Raw genomic sequence first — 15283 nt, 5'->3', positions numbered from 1 at the left:
CAGCGGCCCGCCGAGCCTAGTTTTCGGGTTCGGAGCGAAGCCGCCGTCTGAAGAACCCGACGAGCTCGCCCACGTAACCGGTCCCCCAGACCGCTACGATCACCGATCCGACCGCGTTGAACACGAAATCCGTCACGATATCGTCGATCCCGTAGACGGTGACTGCAACCCCGCCGAGGGCGAACTCCAGAACGTCCCAGAAGACGCCGATCGCGAGGAGGAAGACGCCGATGACGGCGAGTGCGGCGACCGAGAGGAGCGGCCAGGGAACCATGGCCGTCCAATCACGGACCGACACCGCCGGTATCGATGCCACGGCGACGACGAGTAGCTCGAACCCGCCCCAGAGCGGCACGTCCCGCAGTACGCCTTCGATCCCGTCGAATGCGACGACACCGAGTAGCAGCCAGCCGATCGCAGCGTTTACCCGCTCGTCCCGAACGAGCGCCTCGAGTCTCACTATCGACTAGCTCACCGTGATCGCACTAAAATCCGGACCGCGACTGCAGTCAAGAAGAACGGACTGGACGCGGTCCCGAGCGGTTGCGGTGATCCCGTTCGCCGACCCACCGGGCCGGGGACCGATACCGATAAATTCGCACGGTCTGAACGTGACTTCCAATGCGACAGTACCTCGATCTCGTCGATTCGGTATTCACCGGGGGCACCTACAAGCCCAACCGGACCGGCGTCGACACGATTTCCTCGTTCAGCGAGCACTACGAGGTCGACCTCGGGAAGGGGTATCCCCTGCTCACGACGAAGGAGATGGACGGCTACCGGTGGGACTCGATGCTTCACGAGGTCTGCTGGTATCTCTCCGGCGAGGAACACATCCGCAATCTCCGCGAGGAGACGAAGATCTGGGACGCGTGGGCCGACGAGGAGGGCCGGCTCGACACCGCCTACGGCCGCTTCTGGCGGCGGTACCCGGTTCCGGAGGACGACGCGCAACTCGACGGCGAGTCCTGGCCGGACGACGCCAACCGGTGGGTCACCGTCGAGGACGACGGCCGCCGCACGTTCGACCAGTTACAGTACGTGATCGACACGCTCTCGGACAGCCCGAACTCACGACGACTCGTCGTGAACGCGTGGCACCCCGCCAACGCGGCCGTCTCGACGCTCCCGCCCTGTCACTACTCGTTCGTCTTCAACGTCCAGGGCGATCGGCTGAACTGCCACCTCACGCAGCGCTCGGGTGACACGGCGCTGGGAATCCCGTTCAACATCGCCGCCTACGCGCTCCTCACAGAGGTCGTCGCCCAGCAGACCGGCTTCGAACCCGGCACGTTCGCACACACCGTCGTCGACGCGCACGTCTACTGCGGCCGCGGCGATCGGGGGGAGTGGTACGGCGAACATCTCGACGAACTGCAGTCCCGACTCGCCGACGTCGACGATCGGGACGAGTATCTGGACGTCAAAGCGTGGCTCGAGGCCGAAGCGCCGCCGGAGGCCGAGGGCGACGAGCGACTCGATCACGTCCCCGGGCTGCTCGAACAGCTGTCGCGGGAACCGCTCGACCGACCGACCCTCGACCTCGCGGCGACGTCGATCGACGACCTCAGCTACGAGGACGTCCAGTTGCGCGGGTACGACTCCCACGAGGGGATCGCCTTCTCGGTGGCCGAATGACCGCGTCTCGCGAGTCCCTCCCCGCGGCCGTTCGCGAGACCGACCTCGAACTCGTCGCGATCGCCGCCGTCGCGGCGAACGGCGTCATCGGCCGGGACGGCGAGATGCCGTGGCACATCCCCGCGGATCTCGCACACTTCAAGGAGACGACGATGGACCATCCCGTCATCATGGGACGGGTTACCTACGAGGGGATCGTCGCGGCCCTCGGCGAACCGCTCCCCGGACGGACGACGATCGTCCTGACGAGTCGGGACCTCGAGACGCCCGAGAACGCGGTCGTGGCGTCCGACCTCGAGGGCGCGATCGAGGCGGCCGAAACCGCGGCCCGCGAGCGCCACGAGGGCACCGATCGGGCGTTCGTCGCCGGCGGGGCGTCGGTGTACGAGCAGTTCCTGCCCGCGATCGATCGGCTGATCCTCACCGAGGTTCACGACGCGCCCGACGGTGACACGCAGTTTCCGGCGTGGGACCGGGAGTCGTTTCGGGAGGTCTCTCGCGACGACCGCGACGGGTTCGCGTTCGTCGAGTACGTCCGCCGCGAGTGACCGCTTCGATCGGTGTCCCGGCCGCCGAGCCGTAACGATCCCGTCCCCGATCCGGGATCGACGGTGGCAACGCGACCCGATCGCTGGACGTCCACACCGCCTGCGGGCCGGTGTCGTGACCAGTCTCCGACCACACAATCACTCGTTTTTGGGCCGCCCGCGCCGACGGAACCCGACTGCGACCGTCCCCGATCGCGGCCGGAATCGATCGATCGGCGAATCGACGAGGCGGAACCCGAGGAGCCAAGGACCTAATAGGGTCGTTCTTCGGGTACAGGTCGTCTTGGACGGTGAAACAATGGGGCCGACTTATCCGAAACTGGAGCAAGAATCGCCTACCCCGAACAGGGGAACGAAGGTGAGAGACATGTCAGACGAAATTACTGGACGATCCGATGGAAAACTGCCGAAAGAAGCGCTCGCCGCGACGGGGCTCACCCTCGGCGCAGGTGCGACAGCGGCGACCGCCGCTGCCCAGGATGACGACGACGACGATCTCGTCGTCGTATTAGGAGACGACTATCGGCCCGACCTCGACTTCGAGGTCATCTCGTCGCTGGAGACCGCAACGAAAGAAGATCTGATCGACGACGCCGGTGGCGACCTCTTCGACGACCCCGACGACTGGGACGCGTACGTCATCAGTTCCGACACCGACGGGGATGCCCCGATGTGGGGCGTTCTGTTTACCGAGGACGTCGACCTCGATCCCGGCGACAGCGAGACGATGGGCGACGACGGCGATTTCCGTGACGCCCAACTGAACGTGATCGAGGTCGAACTGTGATCCCGAACTGAACTCGATCGGAGTGTTTCTTTTCACGTCCCTGTTGCGCGACGGTCGCCCGTACCGACAGTACTGCCCCCTCCCCGCTGTTCCGAACGACACCCGACGCGTCGACGGTCGCGACTGCTCGAACGGTCCCGCATAGGACCGCCGTCCGAGACCGGGAAGGATCAGGGGACGTGATACGTTTCCGCGACGAGACCCCGAGCGAACGTTCGGGAAACGAAACGGTCTCGATTTCTTGAAATTCCAACGTGCTATTGCCGGGACGACGCTCTCCGTGGGCCCCACTCCGCCGGAACGGCGTCGGCCCCACCGTCGTCGCGACGTGTCGGTTCGGACGATCACCGCGCTAAACTCGGTTAACGGGTGAGAGCGCACTATCGGAGGGGTGTTTCGATCGATACGCGATCCTCGGCGTCGGTCAGCGATCGCAGGGTCGTCGATCGCCGAACACCTCTCGTCCGGTCATAATAGGGCGGTTCTTCGAGTACAGGTCGTCTTGGTCGGTGAAACAATGGCCCTCACTTATGCGAAATTAGGTCAAGAACCGCCTACCCTAAACGGGGGGACACAGGTGAGAGACATGTCAAAAGAAACTAACGAACAGTCAGACGCAAGTCACTCGGCCGTAAAAAAAGGGGCGCTCGCAACGACGGGAGTCGCGCTCGGCGCAGCCGCGACGGCAGGGACCGCCGCCGCCCAGGAAGACGACCTCGTGATCGTACTCGAAGCGGACTACCGGCCCGACGTCGACTTCGACGTCATCGCAGAACTGGAAACGAGAACACTTGAGGAACTGATCGAGGATTCCGGAGCGGCAGACGACGTGTTCGACGACGTGGACGACTGGGACGCGTTCATCGTCGACTTCGATTTGGGTGTGGAAGCCCCCTCGTGGGGAATCCTGTTTACGGAGGATGCTGACCTCAGCGCTGGCGACAGCGAAACGTTAGGCGAAGACGGAGCGTTCCGCAGGTCCCGACTGGGGCTGGTCGAGGTCGAGCTGTAATCGAACAGATACGGATTGCTGTCCGTCTGTTCCGGCGCATTCATAAGCGGGTGGTGGTTGCGCCGGCACATCGGTACAGCAACCCGTGTGGATCCGAGCGGATCTTTTCTCGCCATTCCCAGTTGTGCGACGATCGTCAGTACCGATAAGTAGGCCCCGCTTCACCGCGTCCCGAACGACGCCCGACGCGCCGGCGGTCGCACCCGTTCGATGGGGGCCAGTTCGAACCCCCTCCGAACCGATGATAGTCACGGACTGTGACCGTTTTTCGGTGCTGATTTTCCCGGTGATAGTCCGAGGAAAGCATTTGTTTTGCTATATGAGGGGTTCCGTACTCCGCCCCTATCGCCTTAAATCGCTCGATAAACCGCCTTAGGGGCCCCAATCGGCTATCCCGGTGGGCGAAGCAAGGGATCCCGATCGGCGCGCATACGACGCCTACATATCAGGAACAGTAACGGACTGAACCACGCCTTCCGAACCCCGTTTCGATCGATAAACAACCATTGTTGACATCCGAATTCCGCGACGTCGGAAAGCACCGAAAATAGGTCGTATAGGGCCTGTTGGAGGTGTATCTGTGATTTCAGTTCGTCTTAGACGGTGAAACAATGGGGCTGACTTATGCGAAAATTGGGTCAAGAAAGGTCTACCCCGAAGAGGGGACTTAGGTGAGAGACATGACAGAAGAAGATAGCGGACTATTCGACGACTCGAGACGCTCGTTCATGAAGAAGGGAGCGCTCGCCACGACGGCGCTCGCCCTCGGCGCAGGCGCAACAGGAACTGCTGCCGCCCAGGACGACACCGACCAGGTGCTCGTGTACGGTGACGACTACCTGCCCGGCCAGGACTTCACGGTCGTCTCGGCGCTGAACACGGCAACGAAAGAGGACCTGATCGAGGAGTCCGGGTCGGCAGACGACGTGTTTGACGACCCCGACGACTGGGACGCGTACATCATCAGCTACGACCTGGGTGTGGACGCCCCGACGTGGGGCTTCGTCTTCGAGGAGAACGGCACGCTCAGCTCCGGTGACAGCGCGACGATGGGTGAGGACGGTGAGTTCCGTGACGCCGCGATCGACCTGATCGAGGTTACCCCCGGTGCGTCCGCCGACGACGGCGGTAACGGCAACGGCGAGGAAGAAGACGGCGACATGGAAGAAGAAGAAGACGGCGCCGCAGAAGACGAGAACGCCACAGATGGCGGCGGTAACGGCGGCGGAGATGGCGGCGGTAACGGCGGCGGCGGCGGCGGCGGCGACGGCGGCGGCAACTGACGCACCACCCCGTTCTCGCGCCGTTCCGATCCATTTTCCCGTTTTTTCGCGCGCGACCGAGCGCAACAGCCTCGAGAACCGATCCAGTCCGACGGCCACCTCGTGCGATCGACCGTGGCTCCCGGGCCGTCGTGCTGTCCGTGTTGGAGAGTCTTCCGACTCCGGCCGTGTTACTACATCACATTCCGACAAATACGGGGTGTATAAGGTACGTACAGAAGATTCTCGGGGGATTCAAATGTGGTGACTTACTAGGTCGAATATGGCAACTGACGAGGTTTCGGACGCCATCCGGGAGTTCGAACACGACGGCGAGACGTACAAGATGGCCGATCTCACGGTGCTCGAGGATCAGGGGCTCTGTGACCTCGAGAAACTACCCGTGAGCATCCGAGTGCTGCTCGAATCGGTGCTCCGGAACGTGGACGGCGAACGAGTGACCGAAGCGGACGTCCGGAACGCGGCGTCGTGGGAACCGGACGTTCCCGACGCGGAGGTTCCGTTCCAGCCCTCGCGGGTCGTCCTGCAGGACCTGACGGGCGTCCCCGCGGTCGTCGACCTCGCGGCGCTTCGCTCGGCCGCCGATCGCAAGGGCGTCGACCCGACCCGCGTCGAACCCGAGGTCCCCTGCGACCTCGTGATCGACCACAGCGTCCAGGTCGACTACTTCGGGAGCGAGGACGCCTACGAGAAGAACGTCGAACTCGAGTACGAGCGCAACGAGGAGCGCTACCGCGCGATCAAGTGGGCCGAACAGGCCTTCGAGGACTTCAACGTGGTCCCGCCGGGAACCGGGATCGTCCACCAGGTCAACCTGGAACACCTCGGACGCGTCGTCCACGCACGCGAGGAGGACGGCGAGCAGTGGCTCCTGCCCGACACGCTCGTCGGCACCGACAGCCACACTCCGATGATCGGCGGCATCGGCGTCGTCGGCTGGGGGGTCGGCGGCATCGAGGCCGAGGCCGCGTTGCTCGGCCAGCCGATCACGATGACCCTCCCCGAGGTCGTCGGCGTCGAACTCACCGGCGAACTGCCGGAGGGCGCGACCGCGACCGACCTCGTGCTCCACATCACCGAGAAACTCCGTCAGGTGGGCGTCGTCGACAAGTTCGTCGAGTTCTACGGCCCCGGCGTCTCGCAGCTCTCGGTCGCCGATCGGGCGACGATCGCGAACATGGCGCCCGAGCAGGGGTCGACGATCAGCATGTTCCCGGTCGACGAGAAGACGCTGGACTACCTCGAACTCACCGGCCGCGACGAGGACCACATCGAACTGGTCCGCGAGTACCTCGAGGCCCAGGGGCTGTTCGGCGAGCACGATCCGGAGTTCACCGAGGTCGTCGAGTTCGACCTCGGCGACGTCGAACCCAGCCTCGCCGGGCACAAGAAGCCCCACTCGCGCATCCCGATGGGCGACCTCGACGAGCACTTCCCGACGCTGCTCGAGGAAGAGGGCGTCATCGACGGCGGGGCCGCCACCGGCGACGGCGGACTGGTCACGGAGACCTCACCCGCCCTCGACGAGAAGGTCCCCGTGGAACTGGAGGACGGCACCGAGGTCGAGATCGGCCACGGCGACGTCCTCGTCAGCGCGATCACCTCCTGTACGAACACCTCGAACCCGTCGGTGATGGTCGCCGCGGGATTGCTCGCGCGCAACGCCGCCGAGCAGGGCCTCGAGGTGCCCGAGTACGTCAAGACCAGCCTCGCGCCCGGGAGCAAGGTCGTCACGGAGTACCTCGAGCAGGCAGACCTGCTCGACGACCTGGAGGAACTGGGCTACCACGTCGTCGGCTACGGCTGTACCACCTGTATCGGCAACGCGGGCCCGCTCCCCGAACCGATCGAGGCCGCCATCGACGAACACGACCTGTGGACGACCAGCGTCCTCTCGGGCAACCGTAACTTCGAGGCGCGCATCCATCCCAAGATCCGTGCGAACTACCTCGCGAGTCCGCCGCTGGTCGTCGCCTACGGACTCGCGGGCCGGATGGATATCGACCTCGAGGAGGAGCCGATCGGGACGAACGCCGAGGGCGAACCGGTCTACCTGGAGGACGTCTGGCCGGACCCGGAGGAGGTGCGCGAGACGATCCACGACAGCGTCTCCCCCGAGATGTTCGAGGAGAAGTACGCGAGCGTCTTCGAGGGCGACGATCGCTGGGAAGCCCTCGACGCGCCGACCGGCGAGGTCTACGACTGGGATCCCGAGTCGACGTACATCCGGGAGCCGCCGTTCTTCCAGGACTTCCCGCTCGAGGAACCCGGCGTGGAGGACATCGCGGACGCCCGCTGTCTGCTCACCCTCGGTGACACCGTCACGACCGACCACATCAGCCCCGCCGGGCCGTTCGGCGAGGACCTGCCCGCGGGTCAGTGGCTCAAAGAGCGCGGCGTCGAACCGTACGAGTTCAACACCTACGGCTCCCGCCGCGGAAACCACGAGGTCATGATGCGCGGCACCTTCGCGAACGTCCGGATCGAGAACCAGATGTTGGACGGGAAGGAGGGCGGCTACACCATCCACCACCCGACGGACGAGGAGACCACCGTCTTCGAGGCCAGCGAGCGCTACCGCGACGAGGACACCCCGCTGGTCGTCATGGCGGGCGAGGAGTTCGGGACCGGGTCCAGCCGCGACTGGGCGGCCAAGGGCACCGACCTGCTCGGGATCCGCGCGACGATCGCCGAGAGCTACGAGCGGATCTACCGGGACAACCTGATCGGCATGGGCGTCCTGCCCCTGCAGTTCGCCGAGGGCGACGGCTGGGAGCAACTCGACCTCGACGGGAGCGAGTACTTCGAGATCCGCGGCCTCGACGACGGACTCGAACCGAACGAGGAACTCACCGTGATCGCCGAGGACGAGGACGGCGAGACGACGGAGTTCGACGTGACCGCACAGGTCGGCACGCCCGCCGCCGTCGAGTACGTCGAGAACGGCGGCGTCCTGCACCTCGTGCTCCGGCGCCTGCTCCAGGAAGAAGCGGCCTGATCGGGCAATCGTTCGCCGAAAACCGTCGACATCGTCTCATCGTCTATTTTGCCGTTCGATTCGCGAGCCGTGCGACCGTGTCGTACCGCCCGCGTCGCTCACGACAACCCACGGACCACGCGCCGGTCTTTTGCCGCCGCTCCCCGTAGAGGTCCGTATGACCCAGCCAACCGAGCGCAATCGGCTCGACGAGGAGGAGAGCCCGTACCTGCGCCAGCACGCGGACAACCCCGTCAACTGGCAGCCGTGGGACGAACAGGCCCTGGAAACCGCTCGCGAGCACGACGTCCCGATCTTCCTCTCGATCGGCTACTCGGCGTGTCACTGGTGTCACGTCATGGAGGAGGAGAGCTTCGCCGACGAGGACGTCGCCGAGGTACTCAACGAGCACTTCGTCCCGATCAAGGTCGATCGGGAGGAGCGCCCGGACGTCGACTCGATCTACATGACCGTCTGCCAGCTCGTCTCCGGTGGCGGCGGCTGGCCGCTCTCCGCGTGGCTCACCCCCGAGGGGAAGCCGTTCTACGTCGGGACCTACTTCCCGAAGGAAGCCAAACGCGGCCAGCCGGGCTTTCTCGACCTGCTCGATCGGGTCAGCGAGTCCTGGCAGGATCCGGCCGATCGGACGGAGATGGAGAACCGGGCCGACCAGTGGACCGCGGCCGCGCGCGATCGACTCGAGGAGACCCCCGAGTCGGTCGGGGCAGCGGAGCCGCCCTCGAGCGAGGTCCTGGAGACGGCCGCCGACGCGGCCCTCCGGAGCGCCGATCGGGAGTACGGTGGATTCGGCTCCGGCGGGCCCAAGTTCCCACAGCCCGCGCGGCTTCGGGTGCTCGCCCGGGCGTACGATCGGACCGGTCGCGACGAGTACCGCGCGGTGCTGGCGGAGACGCTCGACGCGATGGCCGATGGGGGTCTCTACGACCACGTCGGCGGCGGGTTCCACCGCTACTGCGTCGATCGGGACTGGACGGTCCCTCACTTCGAGAAGATGCTGTACGACAACGCGGAGATTCCGCGGGCGATGCTCGCCGGCTACCAGCTAACCGGCGAGGAGCGCTACGCCGAGGTCACTCGCGAGACGCTCGAATTCGTCGATCGCGAACTCACGCACGAGGAGGGCGGCTTCTTCAGCACCCTCGACGCCCAGAGTCTGGACGAGAACGGGGAGCGCGAGGAGGGTGCCTTCTACGTCTGGACGCCCGACGAGATCCGCGAGATCCTCGACGACGAAACCGATGCCGACCTGTTCTGTGCGCGCTACGATATCACGGAGTCGGGCAATTTCGAGGGGCAGAACCAGCCGAACGTCGCGGCGTCGATCGACGCCCTCGCGTCCGAGCACGACCTCGACGAGAGCGAGGTCGCGGAGCGACTCGAATCCGCGCGGGAGGTCGTCTTCGAGGCGCGAGCGGAGCGTCCCCACCCGAACCGCGACGAGAAGGTGCTCGCGGGCTGGAACGGCCTCACGATATCGACCTGCGCGGAGGCCGCGTTCGTGCTCCGCGAGGACGACTACGCCACCATGGCCGTCGACGCCCTCGAGTTCGTCCGCGATCGGCTCTGGGACGCCGAGGCGAGGCGGCTCTCGCGCCGATTCAAGGACGACGACGTCGCGATCGACGGCTACCTCGAGGACTACGCGTTCCTCGCCCGCGGCGCGTTGCACTGTTACGAGGTCACCGGCGAGGTCGACCACCTCGCGTTCGCGCTCGACCTCGCGCGGGTGATCGAGGACGAGTTCTGGGACGCCGATCGCGGAACGCTGTACTTCACGCCCGAGAGCGGCGAGTCGCTGGTCACCCGGCCCCAGGAACTGGGTGACCAGTCGACGCCCTCGGCCGCGGGCGTGGCCGTCGAGACGCTGCTCGCGCTAGATTCGTTCGCCGAGGAGGACTTCGAATCGATCGCGTCGAGCGTCCTCGAGACCCACGCCGGCCGACTGGAATCCGACCCGCACCAGCACGCCACGCTCTGTCTCGCCGCCGATCGGCTCGAGTCGGGAGCGCTCGAGGTCACGATCGCCGCCGACGAAGTGCCGGACGAGTGGGACGATCGCTTCGCCGAGCGGTACTTGCCGGACCGACTGTTCGCCCCGCGGCCGCCGACCGACGACGGCCTCGAATCGTGGCTCGATCGACTCGGCCTCGCGGACGCGCCCGCGATCTGGGCCGGCCGCGAGGCGCGCGACGGAGAGCCGACGCTGTACGTCTGTCGCGATCGGACGTGTTCGCCGCCGACCACCGACGTCGACGACGCGATCGAGTGGATGAGCGATCGGGCGAGCGGGTCGGACGACGGATCGGAACCGGAAGAAGACGTTCCGTTCTGAGCGAGTCCGTCCGGGGCGGTCTTCAGGCCGTTTCGGCTTCGAGTTCCGCTTCGAGTTCCTGGGCCAACCAGACGGCGGGTGGGACCGTCTCTTCCTCGACGAAGCGGACGACTTCCTCTCCTTCGTCGTTCTCGACCACGATCGTCGGGATGTACTCGATACCGTACTCGTCGACACCCGGTCCCTGCTTGTCCTGGTCGACGGCGATTTCCTCGATCCGATCGTCGGGGACTTCGGCCGCTTCGAGGGCGGCTGCGAGGTCGGGCAGGAGCGCGCGGCAGTCCTTGCACCAGTCGCCGCCCCAGACCCTGTAGGTCAGTTCGTCGCGGTGGGCCGCGAGCGTGTCGACGGTATCTTCGTACGAGGCGGCGTCCCACGTCGGATTCGGTCGCATGGTTTCGAGAGTCATACTCGCGGGTTACGTGGCCGGGGGCTTAACGACGGTGGTCAGCGGTCACTCGAACGTCTGGAACTCGACGGTCCGGCCCTCGGGATCCGTGGCGAAAAACTGGTAGATGTCGTACGTCTCGTTGAACCGCGGCTCGTCGTCCGCCCGATCGGCAAGCCGGTCGTACGCGTCGTCGACGCCGGCCCGCTCGTCGAAGACGAACGTGACGATCCCCTCGGTGTCGGCGGTCTCTCGGTCGCAGAACCCGAACCGGAAGGAACCCGCTTCGAGGATGGTACAGTCCGGCTGCTCGCGCCAGACGGTCGCGCCGAGGTCGCGGTAGAACCCGACCACGTCGTCGTGGCGCTCCGTCCGGAAGAAGACGATCCCGTCCATGGCGACAGGTCAGTCGGCGGAACCAAAAATCGTTCCGGAGCGTGGCAGACGGGTCCTCCGGACGGCACGATGGAGCGGTACAATTTTTACGCTAAACCAAAGCATTATATGGTATGGTATTCCCCTCGATGGAGGACGGCGGCCACGAACAGGTATCGTACTTCACGGACCCCGAGACCGGCCTGCGGACGATCGTCGCGATTCACGACACGACGCTGGGGCCGAGCCTCGGCGGCACGCGACTGCTGGACTACGAGACGGAAGCGGACGCGCTGACGGACGTCCTCCGGCTCTCGCGGGCGATGACGTACAAGGCGGCCGCCGCGGACCTCCCGCTCGGCGGCGGCAAGGCCGTCATCCTCGGCGATCCGGCGGAACTCGAGTCCGAGGCGCTGTTCGAGGCGTACGGACGGGCCGTCGACTGCCTGGGCGGGCGCTACATCACGTCCGTCGACGTCAACACCGGCGTCGAGGACATGGACGTCGTCGCGCACGAGACGGACCACGTCGTCGGGACGAGCGAGGGTCTCGGCGATCCGTCGCCGATCACGGCCCACGGCGTCTTCCACGGGATTCGCGCCTGCACCGAGTCCGTCTACGGATCGGATTCCGTCGCGGGACTCGACGTCGTCGTCCAGGGGCTGGGGAAGGTCGGCCGATCGCTGGCCGAGGAACTGCTCGCGCGGGACGCCTCCGTAATCGTCTCCGACGTCGACGAGGCCGCGGTCGAGTCGTTCGCGGTGGACCACGACGTCGACGTCGTCGCCCCGGACGCCGTCTACGACCGGCCCTGCGACGTCTTCGCGCCCTGTGCGATCGGCGGCGTCGTCAACGACGAGACGATCCCCCGTCTCGAGTGCGACGTCGTCGCCGGCGGGGCGAACAACGTCCTCGCCGAGCGCCGCCACGCGGAGGCGCTTCGCGAGCGGAGGATTCGCTACGCTCCCGACTACGTGATCAACGCCGGCGGACTCATCACCGTCGCCAAGGAACACCTCGGCGGGGGTCGGGAGGAGGCCTACGAGGAGGCCGAAGCGATCGGCGATCGGCTCCTGGAGATGATCGAGCGGGCCGAGGACCGGGACACGACGGTGCTCGCGGCCGCCGAGGAGTACGCCGAGGCGCGGATCGACGACGCGGAGCGGGTGACGCCGGCGGTTCCGACGCGGTAATCGCCGACCCCTGCCGCCGCCGCAAGCCGACACACCGGCACGACCTGCCTCGGTCCACTACGGGTTTACGTCTCGATACCCTACCGCGGGCCAATGAAGGGAAGCATCCTGGAGACGATCGGGTCGCCGCTCGTCCAGGTCGATTCGCCGGAGGGGGTGACCGTCGCCGCCAAGATCGAGTCCTTCAATCCCGGCGGCTCGGCCAAGGACCGACCCGCCCTCGAGATGGTCCGGGCGGCCGAACAGGAGGGCCTGATCGAGCCGGGCGACTGGCTGGTCGAACCGACGAGCGGGAACACCGGCATCGGGCTCGCGCTGGTCGCCGCCGCCCGCGGATACGACCTCACGATCGTCATGCCGGCCTCGAAGTCCGAGGAGCGCCGGCGGATCATGGCCGCCTACGGCGCCGAACTCGAACTCGTCGAGGGCGAGATGGCCGACGCCCGCGCCCGTGCGGACGAACTCGAGGCCGAGGGCGCGGTCCAGCTCGGCCAGTTCGAGAACCCCGCCAACCCGAACGCCCACTACCGTACGACCGGCGAGGAGATCGTCGAACAGGTCGGCGATCGGGAGATCGACGCCTTCGTAGCCGGCGTCGGCACCGGCGGAACCCTCTCGGGGACCGGACGACGGCTCCGCGAGGAGTTCCCGGAGATGGACATCGTCGCCGTCGAACCGGAACGAAACGCCGTGCTCTCGACCGGTGAGTCCGGCGACGACGACTTCCAGGGCATGGGGCCCGGGTTCGTCAGCGAGAACCTCGATCGGGACCTGATCGATCGCGTCGAGACGGTGCGTCTCGAGGACGCGGAGGACGAGTGTCGCCGTCTCGCCCGGGAGGAGGGGGTCCTCGTCGGCCAGTCCAGCGGCGCGACGAGTCTCGTCTCCCAGCGCATCGCCGAGGAGATCGCGGACCCGTCCCAGGACTGCCCGGACGTGCCGGACGCGTTCGAGAACCGGGCGACGCCCGAACCGGACGGCGGCCGGTCGACCGAGGACTGCCCGCTGGTGGTCACCGTCTTCTGGGACAGCGGCGAGCGCTACCTCTCGACCGGCCTCTTCGACGTCGCGTGATACGGACTGCTGTAGTCAATTACCGCCGATCGCCGACCCCGTCCTGGTGATCGGCGGTACATAGTTACAGCAATCCGTATGAGTCGACCCGTTCCCGATCGAGGTCGGCACCCGAAATCGTTCTTTCACCTTGAACAATCCCTTTTACCAAGTGCTGTGTACGTCCGGACACGATGACTCGACCCTTCGATCGACCCGGCCGCTCGCGCCGATCGGTACTCGGTGCGACGACCGCCCTGTTCGCACTCACCGCTGGCTGTATCTCCGACGACTCGGCCCAGGGGACGACCGACGACGAGACCGACGACACCGACGGCGATCCGGGCGCTGATGAGGACGAGACCGACGAAGAGAACGGCGGGGAGAACGGAGACGGCGAGAACGGAGACGGCGACGACGACTCCGACCGGTACGAGACGCAGTCGCTGACGTACCCCGAGACGCCGGACGAGCCGGACGTCGAGATTCACTTCGACCGGGACGACATCGACGAGTGGCTCGCGGACCGGACCCCGACCGACGACGAAGCCGTCGCCGACTTCGTCGACGAGACGTCGTTCGAGGAGTCGGTGCTGGTGTCGCTGGAGGCCAGCGCACCCGATCTCTGTCACGAACTGGTCGTAGACGAGGTCACCGTCGGCGAGAAGTCGATCGACGTCACCGCGAGGGTGAGCGACGAATCCAGCCCGGACGAGGCCTGTGCACAGCAGCTGACGGCGGTCGGACAGCTCGTCCGGGCCACCCCGACCGGCGACGAGGTATCCGAACTTTCGGCCACGATCGTCGATCAGGACGGGACCGAGCACGGGTTCGAGACGGGGTTCGACAGCAGCGAAGGATCGGCCTCGGAATCCCGCTCGGTATCGGAGTCCGGTAGCGACGCCGACGACGGATCGGACGGCGAGAGCGAATCCGACGACGACTCCTCGGCGTAGTCCGATCGCACGACGTCACGCGATCGATCCGTCTCGCCGCCCCGCTCAGGGCGAGTACTCGGCTTCGGTCAGGCGAACGACGAGCGTCTCCTCGACGTCCCGGAGGTCGTACGCCGGGAGTTCCCCGTCCGTCCGGCGGACGTACAGGGGTTCGACGAGCCGGTAGCTGGTCGCTCGGGGAGCCGATCGATCGTCCCCGGTCGCGTCCGCGTCGGTCTCGTCGCCTGCCGTCGACTCGGCGGTTCCCGCTGAATCGACACCGCTCGCATCTGATTCTGCCGGATCGCCGCCGCCCGGACCGACGCCTTCGGGACCGACGCGTTCGAGCCCGTAGATCTTGCAGAACTCCCCGGTTTCGGTCGCTTCGACGTCGCCGTTTCGAAGCTCTCGGGCCAGCGGGCGCGAGAGCCACTCCTCGTCGCTGACGCTCGGTTCCTGGACGAGCGCCTCGTCGACGAAACGGACCAGGTACCAGTTGAGGTCGTTCAGCAACGAGACGGCGGCCCCGACGCTGACGGTCCGGAGCGCGAGCGAGTTTTCGAACGGCCGTTCGAGGTCGTAGGTCGCGAGTGCCTCACGTGCGGTTTCCCGGGAGAGAAGCTCGTACTGGAGGTTCACGTCGGCGGTCCCGATGAGACAGACGCGCGTCACTGGTCAGTGGTGGGTGCGTCTGTGTAATGTCGGTTTCGGCTTTCGACGGGTGGACCGATCGGCGGCGAG

The 15283-nt window shown here is 66.2% G+C and carries 14 protein-coding genes; 10 read left to right on the top strand and 4 right to left on the bottom strand.

Going from position 1 to position 15283, the window contains the following annotated elements:
* Window positions 1-16: 16 nt before the first annotated feature.
* The gene (locus AC6I6X_RS19655) at window positions 17-460 is read right to left on the bottom strand and encodes a hypothetical protein (RefSeq protein ID WP_497932260.1); all 444 of its coding nucleotides are present in this window, start codon (window positions 458-460) and stop codon (window positions 17-19) included.
* A 161-nt stretch (window positions 461-621) separates the two neighbouring features.
* Here AC6I6X_RS19655 and thyA point away from each other — a divergent pair, with 161 nt between their 5' ends.
* The 7 genes from thyA to AC6I6X_RS19620 all read left to right on the top strand — a co-directional run bounded on the left by thyA (window position 622) and on the right by AC6I6X_RS19620 (window position 10598).
* Window positions 622-1638, top strand: a complete 1017-nt coding sequence (gene thyA / locus AC6I6X_RS19650) for a thymidylate synthase (protein WP_497932259.1) — start codon at window positions 622-624, stop codon at window positions 1636-1638.
* On the top strand, window positions 1635-2186 hold the full coding sequence (locus AC6I6X_RS19645) for a dihydrofolate reductase (RefSeq protein ID WP_497932258.1): 552 nt from the start codon (window positions 1635-1637) through the stop codon (window positions 2184-2186). The genes thyA and AC6I6X_RS19645 overlap by 4 nt, the downstream gene beginning before the upstream one ends.
* A gap of 367 nt (window positions 2187-2553) precedes the next feature.
* A complete protein-coding gene (locus AC6I6X_RS19640; RefSeq protein WP_497932257.1) occupies window positions 2554-2973 on the top strand; it encodes a calcium-binding protein in 420 nt (139 codons plus the stop codon).
* A gap of 586 nt (window positions 2974-3559) precedes the next feature.
* Window positions 3560-3985: a calcium-binding protein gene (locus AC6I6X_RS19635; RefSeq protein WP_497932256.1), complete on the top strand. Its 426-nt coding sequence runs from the start codon at window positions 3560-3562 to the stop codon at window positions 3983-3985.
* Between the two features lie 680 nt (window positions 3986-4665).
* Complete coding sequence (locus AC6I6X_RS19630; RefSeq protein ID WP_497932255.1) at window positions 4666-5268, top strand: twin-arginine translocation signal domain-containing protein; 603 nt, start codon at window positions 4666-4668, stop codon at window positions 5266-5268.
* Between the two features lie 262 nt (window positions 5269-5530).
* A complete protein-coding gene (gene acnA / locus AC6I6X_RS19625; protein ID WP_497932254.1) occupies window positions 5531-8266 on the top strand; it encodes an aconitate hydratase AcnA in 2736 nt (911 codons plus the stop codon).
* Between the two features lie 157 nt (window positions 8267-8423).
* Window positions 8424-10598, top strand: coding sequence for a thioredoxin domain-containing protein (locus AC6I6X_RS19620; RefSeq protein ID WP_497932253.1), 2175 nt, complete (start codon window positions 8424-8426; stop codon window positions 10596-10598).
* 22 nt (window positions 10599-10620) lie between these two features.
* Here AC6I6X_RS19620 and AC6I6X_RS19615 read toward each other — a convergent pair whose 3' ends face one another.
* Together AC6I6X_RS19615 and AC6I6X_RS19610 are read right to left on the bottom strand one after the other, a co-directional pair.
* Complete coding sequence (locus AC6I6X_RS19615) at window positions 10621-11007, bottom strand: thioredoxin domain-containing protein (RefSeq protein WP_497932252.1); 387 nt, start codon at window positions 11005-11007, stop codon at window positions 10621-10623.
* Window positions 11008-11052: 45 nt separating this feature from the next.
* Window positions 11053-11382, bottom strand: coding sequence for a VOC family protein (locus tag AC6I6X_RS19610; protein ID WP_497932251.1), 330 nt, complete (start codon window positions 11380-11382; stop codon window positions 11053-11055).
* A gap of 113 nt (window positions 11383-11495) precedes the next feature.
* Between AC6I6X_RS19610 and AC6I6X_RS19605 the strand changes: the two genes are divergently transcribed.
* From AC6I6X_RS19605 to AC6I6X_RS19595, 3 genes are all read left to right on the top strand, one after another.
* The gene (locus AC6I6X_RS19605; RefSeq protein WP_497932250.1) at window positions 11496-12554 is read left to right on the top strand and encodes a Leu/Phe/Val dehydrogenase; all 1059 of its coding nucleotides are present in this window, start codon (window positions 11496-11498) and stop codon (window positions 12552-12554) included.
* 93 nt (window positions 12555-12647) lie between these two features.
* Window positions 12648-13628 (top strand): PLP-dependent cysteine synthase family protein, encoded by a 981-nt coding sequence (locus AC6I6X_RS19600; RefSeq protein ID WP_497932249.1) that lies wholly within the window; start codon window positions 12648-12650, stop codon window positions 13626-13628.
* A 173-nt stretch (window positions 13629-13801) separates the two neighbouring features.
* Complete coding sequence (locus AC6I6X_RS19595) at window positions 13802-14563, top strand: hypothetical protein (RefSeq protein ID WP_497932248.1); 762 nt, start codon at window positions 13802-13804, stop codon at window positions 14561-14563.
* Between the two features lie 45 nt (window positions 14564-14608).
* Here the strand turns inward: AC6I6X_RS19595 and AC6I6X_RS19590 are convergent, their stop codons facing one another.
* Window positions 14609-15214, bottom strand: coding sequence for a DUF5804 family protein (locus AC6I6X_RS19590; RefSeq protein WP_497932247.1), 606 nt, complete (start codon window positions 15212-15214; stop codon window positions 14609-14611).
* Window positions 15215-15283 lie beyond the last annotated feature (69 nt).

Source organism: Halosolutus sp. YCN4 (genome assembly GCF_059736495.1).
The sequence above is the reverse complement of the archived record's forward strand: the minus strand, read 5'-3'. Positions and strand labels throughout refer to the sequence as shown.

Excerpts from the sequence above, each read along its gene's own strand:
- thyA (WP_497932259.1), top strand. The coding sequence starts at position 622 with ATGCGACAGTACCTCGATCTCGTCGATTCGGTATTCACCGGGGGCACC.
- AC6I6X_RS19645 (WP_497932258.1), top strand. The coding sequence starts at position 1,635 with ATGACCGCGTCTCGCGAGTCCCTCCCCGCGGCCGTTCGCGAGACCGAC.
- AC6I6X_RS19640 (WP_497932257.1), top strand. The coding sequence starts at position 2,554 with ATGTCAGACGAAATTACTGGACGATCCGATGGAAAACTGCCGAAAGAA.
- AC6I6X_RS19635 (WP_497932256.1), top strand. The coding sequence starts at position 3,560 with ATGTCAAAAGAAACTAACGAACAGTCAGACGCAAGTCACTCGGCCGTA.
- AC6I6X_RS19630 (WP_497932255.1), top strand. The coding sequence starts at position 4,666 with ATGACAGAAGAAGATAGCGGACTATTCGACGACTCGAGACGCTCGTTC.
- acnA (WP_497932254.1), top strand. The coding sequence starts at position 5,531 with ATGGCAACTGACGAGGTTTCGGACGCCATCCGGGAGTTCGAACACGAC.
- AC6I6X_RS19620 (WP_497932253.1), top strand. The coding sequence starts at position 8,424 with ATGACCCAGCCAACCGAGCGCAATCGGCTCGACGAGGAGGAGAGCCCG.
- AC6I6X_RS19615 (WP_497932252.1), bottom strand. The coding sequence starts at position 11,007 with ATGACTCTCGAAACCATGCGACCGAATCCGACGTGGGACGCCGCCTCG.
- AC6I6X_RS19610 (WP_497932251.1), bottom strand. The coding sequence starts at position 11,382 with ATGGACGGGATCGTCTTCTTCCGGACGGAGCGCCACGACGACGTGGTC.
- AC6I6X_RS19605 (WP_497932250.1), top strand. The coding sequence starts at position 11,496 with ATGGTATTCCCCTCGATGGAGGACGGCGGCCACGAACAGGTATCGTAC.
- AC6I6X_RS19600 (WP_497932249.1), top strand. The coding sequence starts at position 12,648 with ATGAAGGGAAGCATCCTGGAGACGATCGGGTCGCCGCTCGTCCAGGTC.
- AC6I6X_RS19595 (WP_497932248.1), top strand. The coding sequence starts at position 13,802 with ATGACTCGACCCTTCGATCGACCCGGCCGCTCGCGCCGATCGGTACTC.